A 21162-nucleotide genomic window follows, 5' to 3' on the forward strand; every position below is an offset into this window, starting at 1 on the left:
CAGTGGTTCCTTTTGCGTGTCAACAGCGGATCTTTTTTTGGGTGATGGAGTGGCAGCGTGTTTGATGCCGGCATATATTAAACAGGCGATTCTGGAGCGGAGGTGTCAATCGATATGGAAGAGGGGTTTAACGATCTGGAGAAATGGATGGAGAAGCAGCGGCTTCCCAAAGACTTTGATATGCTTAGCCAGCCTGACTGGATTGGCGAATATGTCCGGAGCATGATGGTCAAGGCGATTCCCGCTGCATCGTCGGTATTAAACGCATCCAAGGCGAAAATCACAGAGTCCAAACAATATATGATCATTATATATCCGCTTGGCGGGAATGCCGACTTGAGCCGGATCAGGCTGGTTGCACAGGAAGACCGCATCAGGCTGTCGGGTCATCGGGAGGGGGAAACGGAAGTCGTCAAGCTGCCCAGGATGGTGATTCCCGACTCTTGTCAAGCCAGCTATGACGGCACCCAGCTGAAGGTCAGGCTGCGCAAACGTCCCCGCAATAAGCGATCTTTCGAAGCCAAAATCCATGGGAGCTGAAGGGGAGGCGTTTGCCTTTTACAGGGACAAGCCCGGTTTGCGACAGGAGCTATGGCGAAGCAGCTTGTAAAATGTCAATAATTTGTCCCATCTTCAGGTTGGCGGCAGGTGGAAAAAAGCCGGATCAATCGCTTATAATAGATGCTAAAGGTCGAATGAGCAAAAGGAGTGGTCGAATTGACAGTTGGAGATATCAGTGCCATATCCGGTGGGTTGTTTGCCACGGGAGCCATATTCATCCTGCTTATCTTTTCACTGCTGAGCTTCGGGATTCTGCGCATGTTTCAGCATAAAATCCGCACAGGCTGGTTCAGCTTTGCAGGAGCGGTGGTCAGCGCTGTTGCATTCGGGTTGATTCTGAACCAGTGGTTTGTATAGCGGATATACTTCGTTACCTCTATAAAATAAGGCATATTCGTTCATCGCGAATATGCCTTATTTTTGTATATACAGAAAACCAAAGCTGTGATACCATGAAAACAAACACAAACAAAATAAAACAATCAAAAACAAAGGTGATGACAAAACATGGCTAAATCATTATGGGAATCGCAAAAAGCATCTGCGCTTGAAAGCGGCGTCGAAGAACTTGTTTACCGTTCCAATCTGATCGGCACTGACCGGACCGTATGCAACTGGGGCGGCGGCAATACATCAATGAAGACGGTTGTGAAGGATTTCCGCGGCCGCGATGTCGAAGTTATGTATGTCAAAGGAAGCGGCTCCGATCTGGCCTCTATGAAAGCGAAGAATTTCACGGCTCTTCGCATGGAGGATATCCGTCCATTATTCGAGCTTGAGAGCATGTCCGATGAAGACATGGTCGCTTATCTGGCGAACTGCATGATCGACAGCAAGCACCCGCGAGCATCCATTGAGACTCTGCTGCATGCCTTCCTTCCTTTCAAGCATGTGGACCATACTCATCCGGACTCTATCATCAGCCTGTGCTGTACCGACAATGGCCGCGAGCTGGCGGCAGAAATCTTCGGCGACCGTTTCGTCTGGGTTCCCTATGTCCGTCCCGGCTTTACCCTGTCGAAAATGATCGCGGAAGGGGTGCTCGCCAACCCCAAAGCCGAGCTTGTGCTGATGGAGAAGCATGGTCTGGTGACATGGGGGGAAACCTCTGAGGAAGCCTACAACAAAACGCTGCAAATCATTACCGAGGCGGAGGAATATATCGCAGGCCGCATCGATGAGAACGCCGTATTCGGAGGCGCGCGCTACAGCTCTCTGGAAGCTGGCAAAAGACGCGAGCTTGCTGCTGCCGTCATGCCGACAATCCGCGGCGCAGTCAGCGCGGAGAAGCCTATGCTGGCCGTCTTCGATGATGAGGCTGATGTGCTGGAGTTCGTCAATGGCCGCGATTCCGCAAAGCTCTCCCAGGTTGGCGCAGCTTGCCCCGATCATCTGGTTCATACCAAAATGACGCCCCTGTACATTGAATGGGATCCGGCATCAGGAACCCGGGAAACACTGATTCAAAGCGTAAAAGAAGGAATTGCCGCATTCAAAGCAGAATATACAGCTTACTTTGAACGCAACAAGAACGAAGGCGACGTCATGTTCGAAGCGGCTCCTCGCGTGATCCTGATTCCGGGCATCGGCATGTTCAATACAGGAAAATCCCGCGCCAACGCACAGGTCAGCGGAGCGCTTTATCACCGTGCCATTGCGGTTATGCGCGGTGCGACAGCGCTGGGCTCCTTTGTATCGCTCAGTGAAAATGAGTCGTATAATGTAGAATACTGGCCCCTTGAGCTGTACAAGCTGACGCTTGCGCCGGCCGAAACCGAATTCTCCCGCAAAATCGCCTTCATTACCGGCGGAGCGGGCGGAATTGGCAGCGAAACGGCCCGCCGTCTGGTATCGGAAGGCGCGCATGTCGTGCTTGCCGACCTCAATCTTGAAGGCGCTCAGAAGGTTGCGGACGATATTAACGCCAAGCATGGCGAAGGCCGCGCTCTCGCCGTCAAGATGGATGTGACAAGCGAAGAGCAGGTTATAGCCGCTTTCGCTGAATCCGCCTTGTATTACGGCGGGGTGGACATTCTGGTGAACAACGCAGGGCTTGCCACCTCCAGCCCGTTCGAGGAAACATCGCTGAAAGAATGGAATCTGAACATGAACGTGCTGGGAACCGGCTATTTCCTTGTGGCGCGCGAAGCTTTCAAAACCATGAAAACTCAAAGCATTGGCGGCAGCATGGTATTTATCGGCTCCAAGAACTCGATCTTTGCAGGCAAAAGCGTTACGGCGTACAGCTCGGCCAAAGCGCTTGAAGCGCATCTTGCACGCTGCATCGCAGCGGAAGGCGGAGCGGACGGCATCCGAGTGAACACTATTCTTCCAGATGCCATTCTTCAGGGATCTGCAATCTGGAATTCCAACTGGCGCAATGAGCGCGCAGCGGCATACGGCATCGAGCCGGATCAGCTTGAAGCCCACTACCGCAACCGGACAACACTGCTTGTGAACATCTATCCTTCCGACATCGCCGAAGGCGTAGCTTTCTTCGCCTCATCGAAATCAGCTAAAACAACAGGCTGCATGCTGACTATCGATGGGGGAGTGCCGGCGGCATTCACACGCTAATTCAACTATCCGCTTTCTTACAAGGAGGAAATCGCATTGGCTGCAAAAAAAGGCGAAACATTATGGGTGATCCCGGACGGTTACATTCCACCGCAAAGCAGCGGGGAGCTTGAGAGCCACGAATCTATCTGTGTTCTGAATACCAATCATATGGACGCGCAATTGATCGTCAACGTTTATTTTGAAGACCGTGAACCGCTGGAAGGCATTACGGTGCTGGTTCCGGCCAAACGAACGCTTCATCAGCGCACTGCGCTGCTCAGAAGCGGCTCTGAGAGCATCCCGAAGGGTGTTCCCTATGCGATGGAAGTCATGAGCGATATTCCCGTTTATGTCCAATACAGCAGACTTGATGCGACACAGCCGGCCAACGCCTTAATGTCGGTGATGGCTTATCCGGTAAGAGATAACCAATAGTCCGGGAATGAGAGGATGATACGTACCATGAATGATCGCGCCTATGCTTTATTCGAAGAGCAGCAGAGCAGTCGCGGCATCGACATAAACAAGGCCAAGGAAAAGCTGAAATCCCTTCGTATTGAAACACCTTCTTGGGGCTACGGCGATTCAGGAACCCGCTTCAAGGTGTTCCAGAAGGTCGGCGTTCCCCGCAATCCGTTCGAGAAATTCGATGATGCTGCCGTAGTGCAAAAGCTGACAGGCCTCTGCCCGTCGGTAGCTATCCATATTCCTTGGGATAAAGTGGACGATTACGACAAGCTCCGCAGCCATGCGGAGGGTCTCGGTCTTCAAATCGGGGCCGTTAATCCCAATTTGTTTCAGGATGAGGATTATATGCTGGGCAGCGTAACCAACTCTGATGCCGCTATCCGCCGCAAAGCAACCGATCATCTTCTGGAGTGTGTAGATATCGCCAAAGCCACAGGCTCCCGCGATCTCAGCCTCTGGTTTGCGGACGGCACGAACTATCCGGGTCAGGCCGATATCCGCAGGCGCAAAGCGTGGATGCATGAAGCGCTGGCCGAGATGTACAAGGCGTTGACGCCGGATATGCGGATGCTGATCGAATATAAATTTTTTGAACCGGCTTTCTATCATACGGATCTTGCCGATTGGGGCATGGCATACAATCTGGCGGGCAAGCTTGGCGCACAGGCTTCTGTTCTCGTCGATACCGGCCACCATGCGCCTGGTACCAATGTGGAGCATATTGTCGCTTACCTGCTGGATGAGCAAAGACTGGGCGGCTTCCACTTCAACAGTCGCAAATATGCGGACGATGATCTGATTGTCGGTGCGATTAATCCTTATGAATTATTCCTTATTTTCTACCAGATTCTTGAAGCGGCGAATGACGCGGACAGCGGCATTCGCGGCGGTGCCGACGACATTGCCTATATGATCGATCAATGTCACAACATCGAACCGAAAATCCAGGCGATGATCCGTTCCGTATTAAACGTCCAGACCCAGTATGCCAAAGCTCTGCTGATCAATCTGGATGAGGTGCATGCGGCACAGGAAGCCCAGGATGTCATGGCTGCCGAGGATGCAGTGCGCAGCGCGTTCGAGTTCGATGTAACGCCGCTCCTGCATGCGGTGCGCGAGGAGCAGAATCTGCCCCTCGATCCGATGAAGGCTTTTCGGGAAAGCGGTTATTATGAGTCCGTTGCCCATCGCGGCAAAGGCGGAGCGAGCTGGTGAAGGCGCTCGCATTCGATCTTGGCGCAGGCAGCGGACGCGCAGTGCTGGGATGGATCGAGGAGGGCCGGATCGTCATCCGGGAGGTGCACCGGTTCACGAATGAGCCGGTACAGGTTGGCGGGCGACTCTATTGGGACATCTTAAGGCTGTATCACGAAATCAAACAGGGTATCCGCAGTGCCTGGCGTGCTGCGGACGGGCAAATCGGCAGCATCGGCATTGATTCCTGGGCCGTCGATTTTGGCTTGATCGGCAGCAATGGCGAGCTGCTGGCAAATCCCTATCATTACCGGGACGGCCATACGACGACAGCCATCGAAGAGGTGCTGGAAATCGTGCCGGAAGCGGAGATATTCGCGCGCAGCGGGATTCAGTTTCTCCCTTTTAATACGCTGTACCAGCTCCATGCCATGAAGCGGGACGGGAATCCGTCGCTTGCGCAGGCAAAGCATCTGCTTATGATCCCTGATCTGCTGCGCTACTTCCTATCCGGTGAAATGCACAGCGAGTTCACGAATGCCTCGACTACGCAGGCGCTCAATCCCGCAACAGGACTTTGGGATGAACGGCTCTTGACGGCGATCGGCATCGATCCGGCGATTATGCTGCCTCCGGTTCGGCCGGGCACGGCTGTCGGAGCCTTAAGCGAATCGGTCGCACAGGAGCTTGGCACCGCGGCAATCCCTTTGATTGCGGTTGGCGAGCACGACACAGCATCAGCTGTCGCAGGGGTGCCGGCACTAGAGCCGTCCTTCGCTTATCTGAGCTGTGGAACCTGGTCGCTGATGGGTACCGAAGTTCTTGAGCCGGTGCTGAGCGAGCATGCGCGTGCGCTGAATTTCACCAATGAAGGCGGCGTCTACGGGACGTACCGGCTGCTTAAGAACATCATGGGTCTATGGCTGCTGGAAGAGAGCAAGCGGGCATGGGAAAGAGAAGGCGGCAGCAAGCTGGCATACTCTGACCTGCTTGGACGTGCAGCTGCATCCGAGCCTTTCCGTTCTCTGATTGATCCGGATGACATGCGGTTTCTGAATCCTGCGCATATGCCTTCGGAAATTGCCGCGTATTGCCGGGAGACCGGTCAACCGGTTCCGGCATCGGATGGAGAGATTGTCCGCTGCGTATTGGAGAGCCTTGCCTTGAAATACCGTTACGTACTGGAGAAAACGCAAGAGCTGAGCGGGACGGTCTATGATCGACTGCATATGGTTGGCGGCGGCATTCAGAATGAAATGCTCTGCCGCTTTACGGCGGGAGCGCTGGGTAAGCCCGTATGGGCAGGACCTGCGGAAGGCAGCGCGCTGGGCAATCTTGCCGTCCAGTTTATCGCTTCCGGTGAAGCTGCCGATATTGCCGGGGTGCGCAAGCTGATCGGAGAATCCTTTGCTGTCAACGTGTATGAACCGGATGAATCCGGTATCTGGGAAGAACAATACGGAACTTGGCGGGAGCTCACAGGTCTGCAATAATGGAAATAAAGCCCGTGGCTTTTACTATTCGGATTGGACTGAAGCTTATGTTAGTAGCCGAAAGATATGCAAAAATCATCCGCCTCGTCAATGAGCGGGGAAGTATCCGGGTGAGCGAGCTCAGCGAGCTGTGCGGCGTTACCGAAGAGACGATCCGGCGCGATCTGGACCGGCTCGAGCAAACAGGCAAGCTTGAGCGCAGTCACGGCGGCGCCATGAGCGTGAAGGATGCGCAGGCCGAGATTCCTTACTTTGAACGTGAGGTTATGAACGCAGCGGAGAAGAAACGGATTGCTGCCGAAGCGGTCGGTCAAATTGAGCCCTACAGCAAAATTGCGCTTGATGCAAGCACCACGGCTTACTATATGGCGGCTGAGCTTCCGAATATCCCGTTGACCGTTCTGACCAATTCGATCAAGGTAGCGCTGGAGCTCGCCGGGAAGGAGAAGATTCAGGTCTTCTCCACCGGGGGAATCCTTTCACCCCGCTCCTTGTCCTATCAAGGGCCTCTGGCCGAGAGCAACCTGGAGCAGTACCACGTGAACAAGGCTTTTATTTCCGGCAAGGGCATTCATCCGGAGCGGGGAATAAGCGAATCCAGCGAGCTGCAAGCGGCGGTAAAACGGAAGATGATCGGTTTGGCAGATGAAGTATACCTGCTGGTCGATTACAGCAAATTTGGCGTTCGGGCGTTCTCCCACATCGCTGATTGTGAACAAATCGATCATCTGATTACAGATGACCGGGCCGACCCGGAGGTACTTCGTATTTTAACCGGGCAGGGCATTAAAGTGACGATCAGCCATTAGCAAGACGCAAGTTGAACAGGGCGGCCGCAACCTCATGCGAATGGGGCCGGGCGCCTGTCTTTAAATTTTGGGGAAATCATGCAGAGTATCGAAATTTATTATTCAAATTTGCGGTACAAGTTTAAAAATAGTCAATAAACCAAGTTGCCATAACATAAGATGGAGTATAAGATAGTTATTAAGAAAGAATATTCAGAACATTTCGTCAACGGATCAACACTGGGGGAGGAGTTGCCGATGAACAAGAGTCATGAAGTGGAGTACTGTAACCTGGAGCTGCGTTTTGACCGGCGGCAAATCCAGAATTTGATTCGGGATTTGATACAGGAGGGTTATTCGCTGTATTGGAGCGAGTCGGACGTTTACTTTCTCATATCGGTACGCAGCGGGCGCAAGCTTGTGAAGCTCCGTTTTCAGAGAGTGCGCAACCGTTACAAAATCATCGGCGATTATATCATTAAGGATGAGAAACTGTCGGAGCTGCTTGAGAAGCTGATTAACGATTCCCGTGGTCATGCGGTTGTTAAGCGCTTTAAGGACCGCCAAATCGTGATTGAAAGCATCATGTTCGGCGAAATCATTCGACTTGTGGAGGTGTCCGGGATGGAGCATCGGATTATTTACCAGAAGAAACCATTGGTCACTGTAGAAGAAATGATTCAGGCTTTTCAGTCTAAACGTGCGGAAGAACGGGCGGTTGTGCTGAGGTATGAGCTGGATTATGAGCTTTCGGTCCTGCATGAGGCGATCAAAGAGGGACGTGATGACGATGCGGCGCTTTCCAAAGAGCGGCTGCAGTCGCTGAGGATTGAGATGATACAGCTTGAATTATAGAAAGAGGATTGGAGCTTTCCCATTCAAATAAGCCTTTTGGAGCTTACGCGCCAAAAGGCTTATTTTTGCATGCCGCCCGTTCTGTTGTTTACACGGCTTGCCCGCATGTTTTACAATGTAACGATAGCAAAAAGCGCTCTTTGGTTTGCTGCGGGAGGAGAGACGGATGGTGAGGAATGCAACCGGTAAGATTATTATAGCCGTTGATATTGGGACGACGAGCACCAAGGTACTGGCGTTGAACGCGGACCGCTATAAAGGCGAGCAGGCATCGAAGGAAGGCGTCTCGATCCGCGCCAGGGCGGAAGAAGGCTATCCTCTGCTCGAGCCCCATCCGGGACATTTCGAACAAGACCCCGGCCTGATCGCCGAGGCGGTGGAACGGTCAATCCGGGAGGTTATGCGCAAGGGCGGTATTCAGGCTGACGAGGTGGCTTGCCTTACATTCAGCTCGGCCATGCATGGATTAATCGCAGTTGATGGGGCTGGAGAGGCTTTGACGCCCTGTGTGACATGGGCTGACCTAAGAGCGGCCGGTTATGCGAAGAAGCTCAGAGACAGCGGGGAAGCCGGAGAACTGACGATGCGGACGGGCGTCCCCGTTCATGCAATGACCCCGCTTTGCAAGCTGCTGTGGCTCCGCGATAACGAACCGGAAATATTCGCTTCCGCCCGCTGCTTCATCGGAATCAAGGAATTTGTGCTGCACCGCTGGTTCGAAGGTCCTTATCTGATGGACGAGTCCGTAGCCGGGGGAACGGGCCTATATCACCTGGTGAACCGCAAGTGGGATGAGCAGGCTCTCCAGCTTGCCGGCGTAGGGCTCGACAGGCTGCCGCAGCTTGTGCCGTCGGAGCATGTGCTGCAGGGGCTGCGTCAGTCCTCCGCGGGTGCCATGCTCCTGCCGGCAGATGTCCCGGTCATCGTGGGCGCAGCGGATGGCGTGCTCGCGAATCTGGGCGCGGGAGCGGTCGAGAGCGGGATTGCCGCGGTCACAATCGGCACGAGCGGCGCCGTGCGCATCGCGCTGGATACGCCGGCTGCAGATCGCGAAGGGCGGCTGTTTTGCTATCCGCTGGCGGATTCCCTATGGATCGCCGGCGGGCCTGTAAACAGCGGCGGCGTGGTGCTGCGCTGGCTGCGCGACAAGCTGTTCCCGGCCGAAGCGGCTGCGGCGGCGGGGCAGGGAATTGATCCATACGAGCAGCTGATTGCGCTCGCGATGGAAACGCCGCCAGGAGCGGAAGGGCTGCTCAGCCTTCCGCACCTGGCGGGAGAACGGGCGCCGCATTGGGACGAGAATGCGCGCGGGGTCTACATCGGCCTGTCGCTGCACCATGACAGGCGGCATATGATCCGCGCCACGCTGGAGGGTATCCTCTTCGGCCTGCGCGCCGTGGCCGAGCTGGTCGCCGCAAGCTCCGGCGGCGGACCGCTCCGGGAAATCCGCGCCTCGGGCGGCTTTGCCCGCTCGGGCGCGCTGCGGCAGATGATGGCCGATATATTCGGCTGTCCGGTTACCCTCACGGACACCGAGGACGCTTCGGCCATCGGCGCCGCAATGCTGGCGCAGTTCGCGCTCGGGCAGGCTCCGCACGGCCTGCGCGGACTTGCGTCGGCGGTCGAGGTCGTTGACCGCCGCGATCCGGACCCTCAGGCGGCGGCCGTCTATAACCGCCTGTTCCCGGTCTACCGCTCGCTGTACAGCGCGCTCGCTCCCGCTTTCGCGGAAATCGCCGCCTACCAGCGCGGCGAATAATCCGGCGCGGCCGGACCGCTCTTGACGTACGCCGCTTCCGGCGTGCGTCTTCGCGCGGCCATGCCGGCTATCGGACCGCATGATGCAGTCGCGGCCAGTAAAGTCGGGCTCTGATAGAGCCCGTCTGGTCCATAAAGCTGATTTTTTTTGGCGCCGGTTTTCATTCCCTTGCAAAAAGAGTAAAATAAAAGTACTGTGTGCGTAAGCGTTACAATCCAACCCTTTCGGGGACAGGCTGTAGCAAACGCATAGAAGCTCAACTATAAATGAGATAAGGGATGGGAAACCACAATGTCTAAACAACAAATTGGTGTAGTTGGTTTGGCCGTAATGGGCAAAAACCTTGCGCTCAACATTGAAAGCAAAGGATTTACTGTCTCGGTCTTCAACCGCTCACGCGAAAAAACGGACGATCTTCTCAAGGAAGCTGCCGGAAAAAATCTTGTGGGTACATTTACAATCGAGGAGTTTGTCGAGTCACTGGAAAGCCCCCGCAAAATTCTGATCATGGTTCAAGCAGGCAAAGGTACGGACGCTACCATTGACGCGCTTGTCCCTCATCTGGACGAAGGCGATATTATCATCGACGGAGGCAATGCCTTTTTCCCTGATACCCAGCGCCGCAGCAAGGATCTGGAAGGACAAGGCATTCGGTTTATCGGCACAGGCGTTTCCGGCGGCGAAGAAGGCGCGCTGAAAGGACCGTCCATCATGCCGGGCGGCCAGGAATCTGCCTATAAACTGGTTGAACCCATCCTTACTGCAATTTCCGCGCATGTCAATGGCGACCCTTGCTGTACATACATCGGACCTGATGGCGCAGGACACTATGTCAAAATGGTTCACAACGGAATTGAATACGGCGATATGCAGCTGATTTGCGAAGCCTATGATCTGCTCAAAAATGTTTTGGGCGTTTCGACGGAGGAGCTGCAAAGCATCTTTACCGAATGGAATAAAGGCGAGCTTGACAGCTACCTGATTGAAATCACAGCGGATATTTTCTCCAAATACGATCCGGAAACGAAGCAGCCGATGGTGGATGTCATTCTCGACGAAGCCGGCCAGAAGGGCACGGGCAAATGGACCAGCCAAAGCTCGCTTGATCTGGGCGTGCCTCTGTCGATCATCACCCAATCCGTATTCTCGCGTTTCCTGTCTGCCCTCAAGGAAGAGCGCGTGGCCGCCAGCAAACGGCTGAAGGGCCCGCAAAGCGCTCCGTTCCAAGGCGACAAGACTGCGTTCATCGAAGCGATCCGCAAGGCGCTGTTTGCCAGCAAAATCTGCTCCTACGCACAAGGCTTCGCCCAAATGCGCGCCGCCTCCGAAGAGTTCGGCTGGGATCTGCGCTACGGCGACATCGCCATGATTTTCCGTGGCGGCTGCATCATCCGTGCCCGTTTCCTGCAGAACATCAAGGATGCATACGATCGTGAGCCGGGACTGCGCAACCTGCTGCTGGATTCCTACTTTCAGGAAATTGTGGAATCGTATCAGGGCGCGTGGCGCGATGTCGTCGCCGCCGCGGTTCAGTATGGCGTTCCGGTTCCGGCGTTCTCCAGCGCGCTGGCCTATTACGACAGCTACCGTACCGCCCGTCTTCCGGCTAACCTGCTGCAGGCGCAGCGCGACTACTTTGGCGCTCACACCTTCAAGCGTGTGGACAAGGAAGGCTCCTTCCACTTTGACTGGTTACACCTGCACGATTAATTGGCGCCTGCAGGATAGAGGCCAAGAACGCCTTCAATCAGGCAGGTCCGCAGTCTGTCCCCTTCCGGGCCGCAGCCGCTGCGCTGCTTGATCAGAATCATGGAGGCTTCGGAGAAGGATTGAAATATTTTTAATAGCTGTGGCTGGGGAAGGCTGAGTAATTCAGGCGCTTCGTCAGCCACTTTCTTTTTCATAAATTCCAAAATCCATACCACATCCTCACGGCAAAGCGGATAATCGGGATTGAACAAGTGCCCCATAGGTCCAAGCGAAAGATGCGGCTCCCGGTTGTATGCCATAGGCGTCCTCCTTTGCATAATTGGTAACAATAGCGGTATTATCATCTCTACGGCAGGATGAACTTTTTTATACCCGATCTGCGCTAATAATGATATGATAAGCAAACATGTGTAAAATCAATCTGGAGCAAATAAAGAAGGTGTGCTAACGAATGGCGGACAAGCAGCAAGTCCATATTGTACTGGTCGGATTTATGGGGACAGGCAAGTCAACGGTCAGCCAGCTGCTGGCCAGGCATCTGGACTGTGAGACCATCGATGTGGACGCAGAGATTGAGCGCCGCGAAGGAAGAAGCATTCCGGAAATCTTCACGCATCGCGGCGAGGCGTCATTCCGGGAGGCGGAAACGGCTGCGCTAACCGATGTGCTCAGACATGAGAAGAGGAAGGTCATCGCTACCGGCGGAGGCGCCGTGCTGGCTCCCCGCAACTGTGAACTGATGCTTGATTCCGCTTTGGTGGTGGCGCTTACGGCGGACGCGGAACAGATCATTTCCCGTGTCAGCCAGGACGCTTCTCGTCCTCTCCTGCAGGGAGATCTGAGGCAGCGGGTCAACCAGCTTATGGAGGATCGCAAGCATGCTTACGATTTTGCCCATCTGACCATCGATACATCCAAGCTTAATGCGCATGAAGTGGTGGACAAGATCGTAGCCTTCCTGCAGCAATAGCAATAGACCACCCAACCCAAATAAAGGAGCATGATTTCAAAGATGGACGTTCTCGTAACCCCAACCCCTAAACTGCATGGAGAAATCCAGGCGCTCTCATCCAAAAACTACACCACCCGCTACCTGCTCGTTGCGGCGCTGGCGGAAGGAACGAGCACGGTTTATTATCCGGCCCACAGCGAGGACAGCGATGCCATGCGCCGCTGCATCCGGGATCTGGGCGCGGTCATCGAAGAAGACGACGAGAAGATGATTATCACGGGCTTCGGCCGCAGACCAAAGGATGTCAAAGAGCTGGATGTGGGAAATGCAGGCGCTGTTCTCCGCTTCCTGATGGCGGTTGCCGCCCTGTGCCCGGATGTTACCTTCATTAACCGTTACCCGGATTCGCTCGGCAAGCGTCCGCATGACGATCTGATAGATGCTCTGGGGCAGCTGGGCGTAGAGGTCCGGCATGATCAGGGACGTCTTCCCATCACGATTCGCGGAGGTGCGGCCAAGGGCGGGAAAATCCGTGTTTCCGGCAGTGTAAGCTCGCAATATTTAAGCGCGCTGCTGTTTCTGACGCCGCTGCTTGCGGAAGACAGCGAAATCGAGGTGCTGAATGATCTGAAATCCAAGGTCGTCGTGGGACAGACGCTGGAAGTGCTTGAGCAGGCGGGTATCGTCATTGAAGCGAGCGATGATCTGATGCATTACCGCATTCCCGGAGGGCAAAGCTATGAAGCCAAGAAGTACGTCGTCCAGGGTGATTACCCCGGCTCTGCGGCTATTCTTGCAGCGGCGGCTGTCACCCAGTCCGATGTTACGCTGCACCGGCTGGAGGAGCACAGCAAGCAGGGAGAACGCGCCATCGTCGATGTGCTCCGCGCCATGGAGGTTCCTTTGACACATGAGGGAGGGGTTGTCCGCGTTCAGGGCAACGGGAAGCTCAAGGCAGTTGAGTTCGACGGCGATAAAGCCACCGACGCGGTGCTCGCCATGGTGGCGGCCGCTGTATTCGCGGAAGGCACCTCGCGTTTCTACGATGTGGAGAACCTGCGTTATAAGGAATGCGACAGAATTACGGATTATTTGAATGAGCTGCGCAAGGCCGGGGCGAATGTCGAGGAGCGTCAAAGCGAAATTATAGTGCATGGCCGTCCTGAAGGTGTCGAGGGCGGAGTTGAAATCAACGCTCATTACGACCATCGGGTTATTATGGCGCTCGCTGTTGTCGGACTCCGCGCCAAGCAGCCCTTGCGCATTCGCGATGCCCATCATGTGGCCAAATCGTATCCGCAATATTTTGACCATTTGAAAATTCTGGGAGCCAATGTCGAATGGATCGAATAGACCATACGAAAAATTTATAAACCATTATAACCAAAGGATGTGTGTCACTTATGGCATTTGAGAACCCTTCACGCGAGGAAATCAAGGAAATTCTGGAACAAACGAATACGATCGCAGTGGTTGGCTTATCCGATAATCCCGAGCGCACATCCTATTTGGTGTCGCAGGCGATGCAGGCCAAAGGCTACCGGATCATTCCGGTCAACCCCAATGCCGATACCATTCTGGGCGAGAAATCCTACCCTTCCTTGCGGGATATCCCGGAGAAAGTGGATCTGGTCAATGTATTCCGGCGCAGCGAGCATACTCCGCCTATTGCGGCTGAGGCTGCAGCAATCGGGGCGGCAGTCATCTGGCTCCAGCTGGGCGTTTACCATGACGAGACTGCCCAAATCGCGGAACGCGCTGGCCTGAAGGTCATAATGGACCGCTGCATCAAAGTGGAGGATTCCTTGCTGTTGCCGCATGGAAAAACAAAGGCATAAGCAGATTTTGCTTCTGGTAATTTCCTGAAACCCGCCCATTATTTATACGGGCTGCATATTCATAATTCACGCCAGTCTCTCCCACAATAAGAAAGGCTTTTGGAAGGTGCAGCCTATTAGGCATCCGGAGGTCGACATTTTTTTATTCCAAGGAGGACAACACGTGAACTCGATGTCGCAGCAAGGCGGGTTTCAAAACAGTCAGTTCAGACAGCAGTTTAGTAACCAAGGCAGCCGGAACAGCTTCCAGCCACTTGGGTATGTTCAATCCCAATATCAAGGACAGCCAAAGCAGCAAAACCAAGGGATGTCTTCGGGCGCAGGCTTTTCCCAATTCAACAGCTTTGGAACGAATCAAAGCCGTAATCAAAATCAAAACCAGCCTGTGATCTCTCACGTGGGCTACACGGCGAACCAGGATTACCAACCGCAAAACCATTTTAACACTGAGTTTTCTTCAATGGGTTCTTCAAGCCAGGCCAACCAGTCCCAACCTGTTATTTCCCATGCTGGAGGCTACAGTGCCAATCAAAATTTCCGCTCCAATTCAACCAGCCAGTTCAATCAATCGAACCAAATGCAGCACCAACCGGTGATCTCGCATGTCGGTTACACGGCAGGTTCGAATCAAAACCAGTTCAACCAATCGAACCAAATGCAGCAGCAACCAGTGATCTCGCATGTCGGCTACACGGCCGGAACGAATCAAATGAACCAAAACCAATTCAACCAGAATCAATTCAATCAACCGCAAAATCAATTTGGTTTCCGCTCCAACCTGCAAAGCCAAAACAACTTCTCGCAGGCGAATGCGCACACTTCTCAAAACCCGGTATACCAAGCCACCAACGCGGCCTCGAATTCGGGTCCGGTTCTCTCCAGGCTTGGTTATTCGTCTGGCTCGCAAGCAAGCTCCTTCCAGGGCGCACAAAATACCTTTGGCGGCTTTCAGCGTTAACCGGCAGGCCAATACCAAAGAAGCGGCGGACCAGCGGGTCCGCCGTTTTTTTTTGACAAAGCAGAGCCAAACGCTTACGATCAATAGAGAAAAATTCTATACGGCATAGGCGACAAAAAGGGGAGGGTTTCACGGATGAACATAATGGGGCACCTGCAGCAGCTTGGACGATCTTTAATGCTGCCGACCATCGTGCTCCCGGGAGCGGCTGTATTCCTCAGCCTCAGTGCATTGCCTTGGGACGCGTTGGGACTTCCAGGCATGCAGTCCCATTTACATATGGCAGGTGAAGCGTTATTCACTTTTCTGCCCTATTTATTTGCGTTCGGTGTGGCGATGGGCATGACCAGCAATGCGGGTGCTGCGGGCCTTGCGGCATTGGCAGGCATGTTTATTTATACGGGCATCATAAATGCCAGTCATTATGAGCTGGAGCCGACTGTATTTACCGGAGTCATTATTGGCGTGGTTACGAGCATCTTCAACGAACGGTTCAAATCGATCAAATTTCCGGAATACATCCAGTTTTTTGGCGGACCTCGTTTTGTGCCGCTGGCTGTAAGCTTCTTCTCTGCGATACTGGCTATCGTCATGGTGCGTCTTGCGCCAAGTGTGCACGAAGGGTTAATGGTACTTGGCGATATCGTATCCTCTGGCGGGGGCTTCGGCGTTTTTCTTTTCGGTTTTGTACTGCGGATTACGGTTGTTTTTGGCCTCCATCACCTGGTCAGTCATGTTTTCTGGTTCCAGGTAGGCGGCTACCAGCAGAGCGACGGCTCCGTCCTGTTCGGCGATCTGCCGCGCTTTTTTGCCGGTGACCCGACCGCAGGAGCCTTTATGGCGGGGCTGTATCCCACGATGATGTTTGCACTGCCTGCCATTGCCTTCGCGATCATTCACGAGGCGCGGGAGGATTTGAAGCCGAAGATCCGCAAAACCTTTATGATCGCGGCGCTTTCGTCTTTTCTGACCGGGGTAACAGAGCCGATCGAGTTTGCCTTTCTGTTCGTCGCGCCGTATTTATTTGTGGTGCATGCGCTGCTTTCCGGCCTGATGATGTGGTTCACTTACGAGCTGGGCATTTTACATGGATTCTCCTTCTCGGCAGGGGCCATTGATTTTCTGATCAATGAGCATCTTGCGACGAGGGGCTGGCTGCTTATCCCGATCGGCATCGTCTTTGGACTTCTATATTATTTTCTGTTCCGCTGGGCGATACGGCGCTTCCGTATTCCGACTCCCGGCCGCGAGGAAGGCTCCCAGCTCGATGAGTGGGCAGGCGATATCCCTTATCGGGCGCCGCTTATTCTGCAAGCGATCGGGGGCAAAGAAAATATACTGCAAATGGAAGCCTGTATTACCCGTCTTCGTCTTAAGGTCGGCAGCGACCGGCTGGTGGACAATAACGCGCTGAAGCATTTGGGCGCTGCCGGCGTGATCCGGCTGGGCGGAGGCAATGTGCAGATCGTCTTCGGCACCTATTCCGAGCTTATCCGGGAAGAGATGGACAAGGTAATCCGCCGGGACATTACACGAGTGCTGTTCAGCTCGCCCCTGCAGGGGAGGATGATTCCCCTGACCGAAGTCCCCGATCCGATATTTGCGGGCAAGCTTGTTGGTGACGGAGTAGCTTTTATACCGGACAAAGGCGAGCTTGTTTCTCCGGTGAAGGGCAAGGTCATCCATGTTTACCCATCCATGCACGCCATCGGTATTCGAACGCCCGAGGGGCTGGATGTGCTGCTGCATATCGGCATTGACACGTCACAGCTCAAAGGCAAAGGATTCCATGCGATCGTCAAGGAAGGCGACCAGGTGAAGCCGGGCCAGTTGCTTATCACGTTTGATCTGCAGCAAATCCGCAAGGAAGGCAAATCCCTGGCGACACCGATGGTGATCACGAATTCCGATCGTGTTCGTTCATGGAGTTTTGCTCCGTTCAAGAACGTTAAACGGGGGCAAGCATCTGTAATGTCAGTCGTTCTGAAAGAGAGAAGCAGTGGGGGGGATACGACATGATTCAAGGAATTGGAGCATCATCAGGCATTGCAATCGGCAAATCATTTGTTCTGCCGAACTGGGAGTGGGATTTGCCGGAGCAAAAAATCGACGTGGCGGATCTGGCTCGTGAATTCGAGCGGCTGTACGAGGGCATCCGTACCTCGAAAGTGGAAATCGAGCAAATGAAGGATGAGCTTCGCGAAGTTGTGGGTACGGAGGAAAGCTATATTTTCGACGCCCATCTGGCCATTCTGGAGGATCCGGTTTTTATGAACGAGATTCAGGGCATCATCCAGCGGCAGTACAAGGCGGCCGAAGTGGCGGTAAAAGAGGCGATTGACCACTTTGTCACAATGTTCGATCTGCTTGATGATGAATATATGAAGGAGCGGGCTTTGGATATCAAGGATGTCGGCAACCGGCTGCTCAAGCATCTGCTTGGCGCTCCGGAGATTACACTGCCGTCCGATACGCAGCCCTTCATACTCGTGGCCAAAGAGCTTTCGCCTTCCCAGCTGGCTCATTTGAATCCCAACCATGTGCTCGGTATCGCTACGCTTGTTGGCAGCACGACCTCCCATTCCTCCATTATGGCCAGAGCGCTCGGTATCCCGCTGGTTGTCGGACTGGATACGAAGATTGAAGATGCCATTCAGACCGGAGATATGCTTATCATTGATGGTGACACCGGAGTTGTTCACCTGGACCCCGAGGCTCATCTGATCGACCGTTATGCCCAGCAGCAGAAGCAGCAGCAGGAAGCCAGCCAGCGGCTCAAAGGCATCGTCAGCTTTCAACCGGTTACCCAGGATGGCAAGGAGATAGAGCTTGGCGCCAACATCAGCTCACTTAAGGAGCTGGATATTGCGCTTGCCAGCGGTACGAGCGGCGTTGGGCTGTTCCGTACGGAATTTCTCTACATGGACAGGAGCCGGCTGCCTATGGAGGAAGAACAGTTTGAAGTTTACCGGAGCGTCGCGGAAAAGCTGGCCGGGCGGCCATTGATTATTCGCACATTGGATATCGGCGGGGATAAGCAGCTTGATTATTTTGAGCTTCCGGAGGAGGAGAATCCGTTTCTGGGGTATCGGGCGATCCGGATATGCCTGGACAAACCGGAGCTTTTCAAAACTCAGCTGAGGGCCATTTTGCGCGCAAGCGCCTTTGGTAAAGTGAAAATCATGTATCCGCTGATTTCATCGGTCGAAGAGGTTCAGACGGCGAATTCGCTGCTCTCGGATGCGAAGCGCGAGCTTGTGGAAGAAGGACATGCTTATGACGGGGAGATTGAAGTGGGGATCATGATCGAGCTTCCGGCTGCCGTGATGATAGCCGATTTGCTTGCGAAAGAGGTGGATTTCTTCAGTATAGGAACCAACGATCTTGTTCAGTTTACGCTGGCCGTCGACCGGATGAACGATCAAATCTCACATCTGTATGAGCCGTATCATCCAGCTGTACTGAGGATGTTGAAATTCACTGTGGAGGCAGCCAAGCAAGCCGGTATTCATATCGGTGTGTGCGGAGAAATGGCGGGGGATTTGAAGGCACTTCCGATTTGGCTCGCCCTGGATGTGGATGAGCTCAGCATGTCGCCGCATGCCATACTGCCCATTAAAGAACGGCTGCTCTCCCTGACGCAGCAGGACAGCCGTTCATTGTTCAGTGAAATATTAACCTGCCGGACGAGTCGGAGCATCCATGAAATGCTGGCATCTTTCCAGAGCATGCAGCAAAGCGGCGGGAATCAGGGGTCGATCACCACCCGGTAGCAGTTCTCACAGCTGCTGCTTAGCTGGAGGAGATGACCTTATCCCTTGAATGCATCCACGAAAGCCTTGGCATATGGAGGCAAATCTGGCGGTCTCCGCGAGGAAATCAGATTGCCGTCGACGACCACTGGCTCATCGATCCAGACAGCGCCGGCATTTTCCATATCATCGCGTATTCCAGGCGTGGATGTGACCTTGCGCCCGCTGAGTATCTTTGCGGAAATAAGCACCCAGCCGGCATGGCAGATCTGACCGATCGGTTTGGCCGCGGCATCCATATCCTTGACCAGTTGAAGCACCTGCGGATAGCGTCTCAGCTTGTCCGGCGCCCATCCGCCGGGAACGAGCAGGCCATCAACCTGCGAGCTGTCTACGTCGTCGAATGACAGATCGGCTTTTGCCGGCACGCCGTATTTGCCAATATGAGTGCGGTTCTTCTCCGGCCCGGCGAACAGAACGGCTGCCCCTTCTTCGCGAACGCGATAAACGGGATACCAGAGCTCCAAATCTTCGAATTCATCGTCCAATAAACAAATAATGGTTTTACCTTGCAGCGTCATTGTAATCCTCCTTAACGTCAACATTATGAAACAGTCAGGCTTGCTTCTTGCAGTCTATCAGCAATATTGTATCGAAGGTGATCCCATGAAGCAAACTCTTCATGCCAAAAAGCGGCGCAGTCTCCTGTATGCGATTCCGGCGCTTGCGGTCATGGCGGCTATATTTCTTCTTTCCTCCCGGACCGGTGACGAGATCAATCGTTTTCTGCCGTGGTTTCAAAAGCTGTTTCCGGCGATGTCCAGCTTTGATTGGGGGCATTTCATGGCATATTTCGTACTCGCGCTTGCATTTGATTACGGATTCGGAGCACGTGCGGACAGCTGGGGCATGAAGATCCTGATCGTGGCTCTTTGCGGCTTGTATGGATTGACCGATGAATATCATCAGTCTTTTGTCGGCGGACGCACACCCGATCTGCAGGACATCCGCAATGATTGTATCGGCGGCGCCCTTGCAATGGCGGTTACTGCCATACCCGCTGTTCGCAGGAGATGGCGGAAGATCACATCCTGAAGCAGGGCGGTTATGCAAAAATTACATCTGCCGTTTAAGCAGGACTTTCAGCAAAAGTAGTCGAATACTCTTATCGAAATGGCGGAAAATCATATGCCTGCTGTTTTGGCATATTCCGGTACTTTCGACGGGAAGAAATGTGCGCCGCCCAAAGGCAGGCTGTTTCTTCTTAAACGACGGCAAATGCCGTGAGAAGGAGTGGACGATTTTGCAGAAACGGTGTCCTTGCGGCGACGTCATGCTTATCAAGCTGCGCACTGTTATTTACTCTGGTAAAGTGGAAATTGACAATGTACCGATATACTCATGCCCTGCATGCAGCCGCAGCGAAGTATTTCCAGAGGTCAAACCGGACCTGACCGGGCTGATCGGGAAATTGGGAACTGAACCGGATAAACAAACCTACTTGTTTAACGAGTGGAATGAATGGGCAGATTTATTAGTAGAAGCCTATCATGACCGCAAGCTGTCCGATTCCGAGGCGATCAGGCAGCGTACGGAGAACCGGATCAATACGCTTCTTGATTTGTATGCCGTCGCCAAAGCGGCTGAAGATGAAGTCTGGATCGCGGATATACATAAACGGCTCACCCAGTTAAGCCGGAAAAACCCCACATTCTAAACATAGGTATTATTTATATTCATAATGATCTTAAGGTCAGATATAAGGGGGGCTGCCTGCTGGAGCGAATCACATCTCTCAAAACCGTTCAGCAATGGAATGAAGTGCTGTCTGCCTCCAGGGTTAAGCCGCTGCTTGTTTTCAAGCACAGCAGCCGCTGCTCCGTAAGTACGGGTGCCTATGACGAATTAACCGCATGGCTGGAGGATGCAGGAGAGTTTTCTCCGCCCTGTTTTCTGGTTGAGGTTGTGGATCATCAGGAGCTTTCCGGGGCGATTGCTGAGCAGGTAGGGATCAAGCATGAATCCCCCCAAGCGCTTCTTATTGAGAACGGAATGGTTTCCTGGCATGCTTCCCATTGGGGCATAACCTATTCGACATTAGATGATCATCTTGGGAATCATTGCGAAAAGTAATATTTTGTCGTATCATTACGATAAAGTAAGACGGCGCGATATTTGAAGAAGAAACCGCATTTGCCAAGCTCAAGAACCTTGAGCCGGATAAGGGTTCAGTTGCGGCAGACGCCTCTTTGCGGGCAAAAGCAGGTTTCTTCCC

At 53.7% G+C, this 21162-nt stretch carries 21 protein-coding genes; 19 read left to right on the plus strand and 2 right to left on the minus strand.

Translation table 11 applies throughout. The annotated features are described in order from the left end of the window. Positions 1-114 precede the first annotated feature (114 nt). The 10 genes from AC0YOB_RS29385 to gndA all read left to right on the plus strand — a co-directional run bounded on the left by AC0YOB_RS29385 (position 115) and on the right by gndA (position 11387). Positions 115-540, plus strand: a complete 426-nt coding sequence (locus AC0YOB_RS29385; protein ID WP_475795814.1) for an Hsp20/alpha crystallin family protein — start codon at positions 115-117, stop codon at positions 538-540. A 168-nt stretch (positions 541-708) separates the two neighbouring features. Beyond that, entirely contained in the window at positions 709-918 is a 210-nt protein-coding gene (locus tag AC0YOB_RS29390) for a hypothetical protein (protein ID WP_379113340.1), read from the plus strand. 150 nt (positions 919-1068) lie between these two features. After that, positions 1069-3138 carry a bifunctional aldolase/short-chain dehydrogenase gene (locus AC0YOB_RS29395; RefSeq protein WP_475795815.1) on the plus strand — a complete coding sequence of 690 codons (2070 nt, stop codon included), beginning with the start codon at positions 1069-1071 and terminating at the stop codon, positions 3136-3138. A 36-nt stretch (positions 3139-3174) separates the two neighbouring features. Further along, positions 3175-3555 (plus strand): sensory rhodopsin transducer, encoded by a 381-nt coding sequence (locus AC0YOB_RS29400; RefSeq protein ID WP_379113342.1) that lies wholly within the window; start codon positions 3175-3177, stop codon positions 3553-3555. A gap of 27 nt (positions 3556-3582) precedes the next feature. After that, positions 3583-4803, plus strand: a complete 1221-nt coding sequence (gene rhaI, locus AC0YOB_RS29405; RefSeq protein WP_475795816.1) for an L-rhamnose isomerase — start codon at positions 3583-3585, stop codon at positions 4801-4803. After that, complete coding sequence (locus AC0YOB_RS29410; protein WP_475795817.1) at positions 4800-6275, plus strand: rhamnulokinase; 1476 nt, start codon at positions 4800-4802, stop codon at positions 6273-6275. The genes rhaI and AC0YOB_RS29410 overlap by 4 nt, the downstream gene beginning before the upstream one ends. Positions 6276-6322: 47 nt before the next feature. Then, positions 6323-7084, plus strand: a complete 762-nt coding sequence (locus AC0YOB_RS29415) for a DeoR/GlpR family DNA-binding transcription regulator (protein ID WP_210040020.1) — start codon at positions 6323-6325, stop codon at positions 7082-7084. 237 nt (positions 7085-7321) lie between these two features. Further along, the gene (locus AC0YOB_RS29420; protein WP_475795818.1) at positions 7322-7918 is read left to right on the plus strand and encodes a hypothetical protein; all 597 of its coding nucleotides are present in this window, start codon (positions 7322-7324) and stop codon (positions 7916-7918) included. Between the two features lie 166 nt (positions 7919-8084). Beyond that, positions 8085-9677 carry a gluconokinase gene (locus AC0YOB_RS29425; RefSeq protein WP_475795819.1) on the plus strand — a complete coding sequence of 531 codons (1593 nt, stop codon included), beginning with the start codon at positions 8085-8087 and terminating at the stop codon, positions 9675-9677. Positions 9678-9968: 291 nt separating this feature from the next. After that, positions 9969-11387: an NADP-dependent phosphogluconate dehydrogenase gene (gndA, locus tag AC0YOB_RS29430; protein WP_475795820.1), complete on the plus strand. Its 1419-nt coding sequence runs from the start codon at positions 9969-9971 to the stop codon at positions 11385-11387. Here the strand turns inward: gndA and AC0YOB_RS29435 are convergent. Then, the gene (locus tag AC0YOB_RS29435) at positions 11384-11686 is read right to left on the minus strand and encodes a hypothetical protein (protein WP_475795821.1); all 303 of its coding nucleotides are present in this window, start codon (positions 11684-11686) and stop codon (positions 11384-11386) included. The genes gndA and AC0YOB_RS29435 overlap by 4 nt on opposite strands. Before the next feature lie 152 nt (positions 11687-11838). On the opposite strand from AC0YOB_RS29435, the gene AC0YOB_RS29440 reads away from it, so the two are divergent. The 6 genes from AC0YOB_RS29440 to ptsP all read left to right on the plus strand — a co-directional run bounded on the left by AC0YOB_RS29440 (position 11839) and on the right by ptsP (position 18908). Then, a complete protein-coding gene (locus tag AC0YOB_RS29440) occupies positions 11839-12357 on the plus strand; it encodes a shikimate kinase (protein ID WP_475795822.1) in 519 nt (172 codons plus the stop codon). 42 nt (positions 12358-12399) lie between these two features. Next, a complete protein-coding gene (gene aroA, locus AC0YOB_RS29445) occupies positions 12400-13692 on the plus strand; it encodes a 3-phosphoshikimate 1-carboxyvinyltransferase (protein WP_475795823.1) in 1293 nt (430 codons plus the stop codon). A 50-nt stretch (positions 13693-13742) separates the two neighbouring features. Then, positions 13743-14177, plus strand: a complete 435-nt coding sequence (locus tag AC0YOB_RS29450) for a CoA-binding protein (RefSeq protein WP_475795824.1) — start codon at positions 13743-13745, stop codon at positions 14175-14177. A 163-nt stretch (positions 14178-14340) separates the two neighbouring features. After that, complete coding sequence (locus tag AC0YOB_RS29455) at positions 14341-15135, plus strand: hypothetical protein (protein WP_475795825.1); 795 nt, start codon at positions 14341-14343, stop codon at positions 15133-15135. Positions 15136-15270: 135 nt separating this feature from the next. Continuing rightward, a complete protein-coding gene (locus AC0YOB_RS29460) occupies positions 15271-17154 on the plus strand; it encodes a glucose PTS transporter subunit IIA (RefSeq protein ID WP_475795826.1) in 1884 nt (627 codons plus the stop codon). Continuing rightward, positions 17151-18908, plus strand: coding sequence for a phosphoenolpyruvate--protein phosphotransferase (ptsP, locus tag AC0YOB_RS29465; protein ID WP_475795827.1), 1758 nt, complete (start codon positions 17151-17153; stop codon positions 18906-18908). Before AC0YOB_RS29460 ends, ptsP begins: the two co-directional genes overlap by 4 nt. A 38-nt stretch (positions 18909-18946) precedes the next feature. Here ptsP and AC0YOB_RS29470 read toward each other — a convergent pair whose 3' ends face one another. Further along, a complete protein-coding gene (locus AC0YOB_RS29470) occupies positions 18947-19468 on the minus strand; it encodes a type 1 glutamine amidotransferase domain-containing protein (protein ID WP_475795828.1) in 522 nt (173 codons plus the stop codon). 85 nt (positions 19469-19553) lie between these two features. Here AC0YOB_RS29470 and AC0YOB_RS29475 point away from each other — a divergent pair, with 85 nt between their 5' ends. The 3 genes from AC0YOB_RS29475 (at position 19554) to ytxJ (ending at position 21020) form a co-directional block, all read left to right on the plus strand. After that, complete coding sequence (locus AC0YOB_RS29475) at positions 19554-19982, plus strand: VanZ family protein (RefSeq protein ID WP_475789006.1); 429 nt, start codon at positions 19554-19556, stop codon at positions 19980-19982. Positions 19983-20190: 208 nt separating this feature from the next. After that, entirely contained in the window at positions 20191-20604 is a 414-nt protein-coding gene (locus tag AC0YOB_RS29480) for a hypothetical protein (RefSeq protein ID WP_475795829.1), read from the plus strand. 68 nt (positions 20605-20672) lie between these two features. Further along, positions 20673-21020: a bacillithiol system redox-active protein YtxJ gene (gene ytxJ / locus AC0YOB_RS29485; protein WP_475795860.1), complete on the plus strand. Its 348-nt coding sequence runs from the start codon at positions 20673-20675 to the stop codon at positions 21018-21020. Positions 21021-21162 lie beyond the last annotated feature (142 nt).

The sequence above is a fragment of the Paenibacillus sp. JT31N17 genome (genome assembly GCF_056269255.1).

What these genes read in the sequence shown, in the direction of transcription:
- AC0YOB_RS29470 (WP_475795828.1), bottom strand. Translation starts at nt 19,468, where the DNA reads ATGACGCTGCAAGGTAAAACCATTATTTGTTTATTGGACGATGAATTC.
- AC0YOB_RS29425 (WP_475795819.1), top strand. Translation starts at nt 8,085, where the DNA reads ATGGTGAGGAATGCAACCGGTAAGATTATTATAGCCGTTGATATTGGG.
- AC0YOB_RS29440 (WP_475795822.1), top strand. Translation starts at nt 11,839, where the DNA reads ATGGCGGACAAGCAGCAAGTCCATATTGTACTGGTCGGATTTATGGGG.
- AC0YOB_RS29395 (WP_475795815.1), top strand. Translation starts at nt 1,069, where the DNA reads ATGGCTAAATCATTATGGGAATCGCAAAAAGCATCTGCGCTTGAAAGC.
- AC0YOB_RS29450 (WP_475795824.1), top strand. Translation starts at nt 13,743, where the DNA reads ATGGCATTTGAGAACCCTTCACGCGAGGAAATCAAGGAAATTCTGGAA.
- rhaI (WP_475795816.1), top strand. Translation starts at nt 3,583, where the DNA reads ATGAATGATCGCGCCTATGCTTTATTCGAAGAGCAGCAGAGCAGTCGC.
- AC0YOB_RS29415 (WP_210040020.1), top strand. Translation starts at nt 6,323, where the DNA reads ATGTTAGTAGCCGAAAGATATGCAAAAATCATCCGCCTCGTCAATGAG.
- AC0YOB_RS29420 (WP_475795818.1), top strand. Translation starts at nt 7,322, where the DNA reads ATGAACAAGAGTCATGAAGTGGAGTACTGTAACCTGGAGCTGCGTTTT.
- aroA (WP_475795823.1), top strand. Translation starts at nt 12,400, where the DNA reads ATGGACGTTCTCGTAACCCCAACCCCTAAACTGCATGGAGAAATCCAG.
- AC0YOB_RS29460 (WP_475795826.1), top strand. Translation starts at nt 15,271, where the DNA reads ATGAACATAATGGGGCACCTGCAGCAGCTTGGACGATCTTTAATGCTG.
- AC0YOB_RS29385 (WP_475795814.1), top strand. Translation starts at nt 115, where the DNA reads ATGGAAGAGGGGTTTAACGATCTGGAGAAATGGATGGAGAAGCAGCGG.
- AC0YOB_RS29475 (WP_475789006.1), top strand. Translation starts at nt 19,554, where the DNA reads ATGAAGCAAACTCTTCATGCCAAAAAGCGGCGCAGTCTCCTGTATGCG.
- ptsP (WP_475795827.1), top strand. Translation starts at nt 17,151, where the DNA reads ATGATTCAAGGAATTGGAGCATCATCAGGCATTGCAATCGGCAAATCA.
- AC0YOB_RS29435 (WP_475795821.1), bottom strand. Translation starts at nt 11,686, where the DNA reads ATGGCATACAACCGGGAGCCGCATCTTTCGCTTGGACCTATGGGGCAC.
- gndA (WP_475795820.1), top strand. Translation starts at nt 9,969, where the DNA reads ATGTCTAAACAACAAATTGGTGTAGTTGGTTTGGCCGTAATGGGCAAA.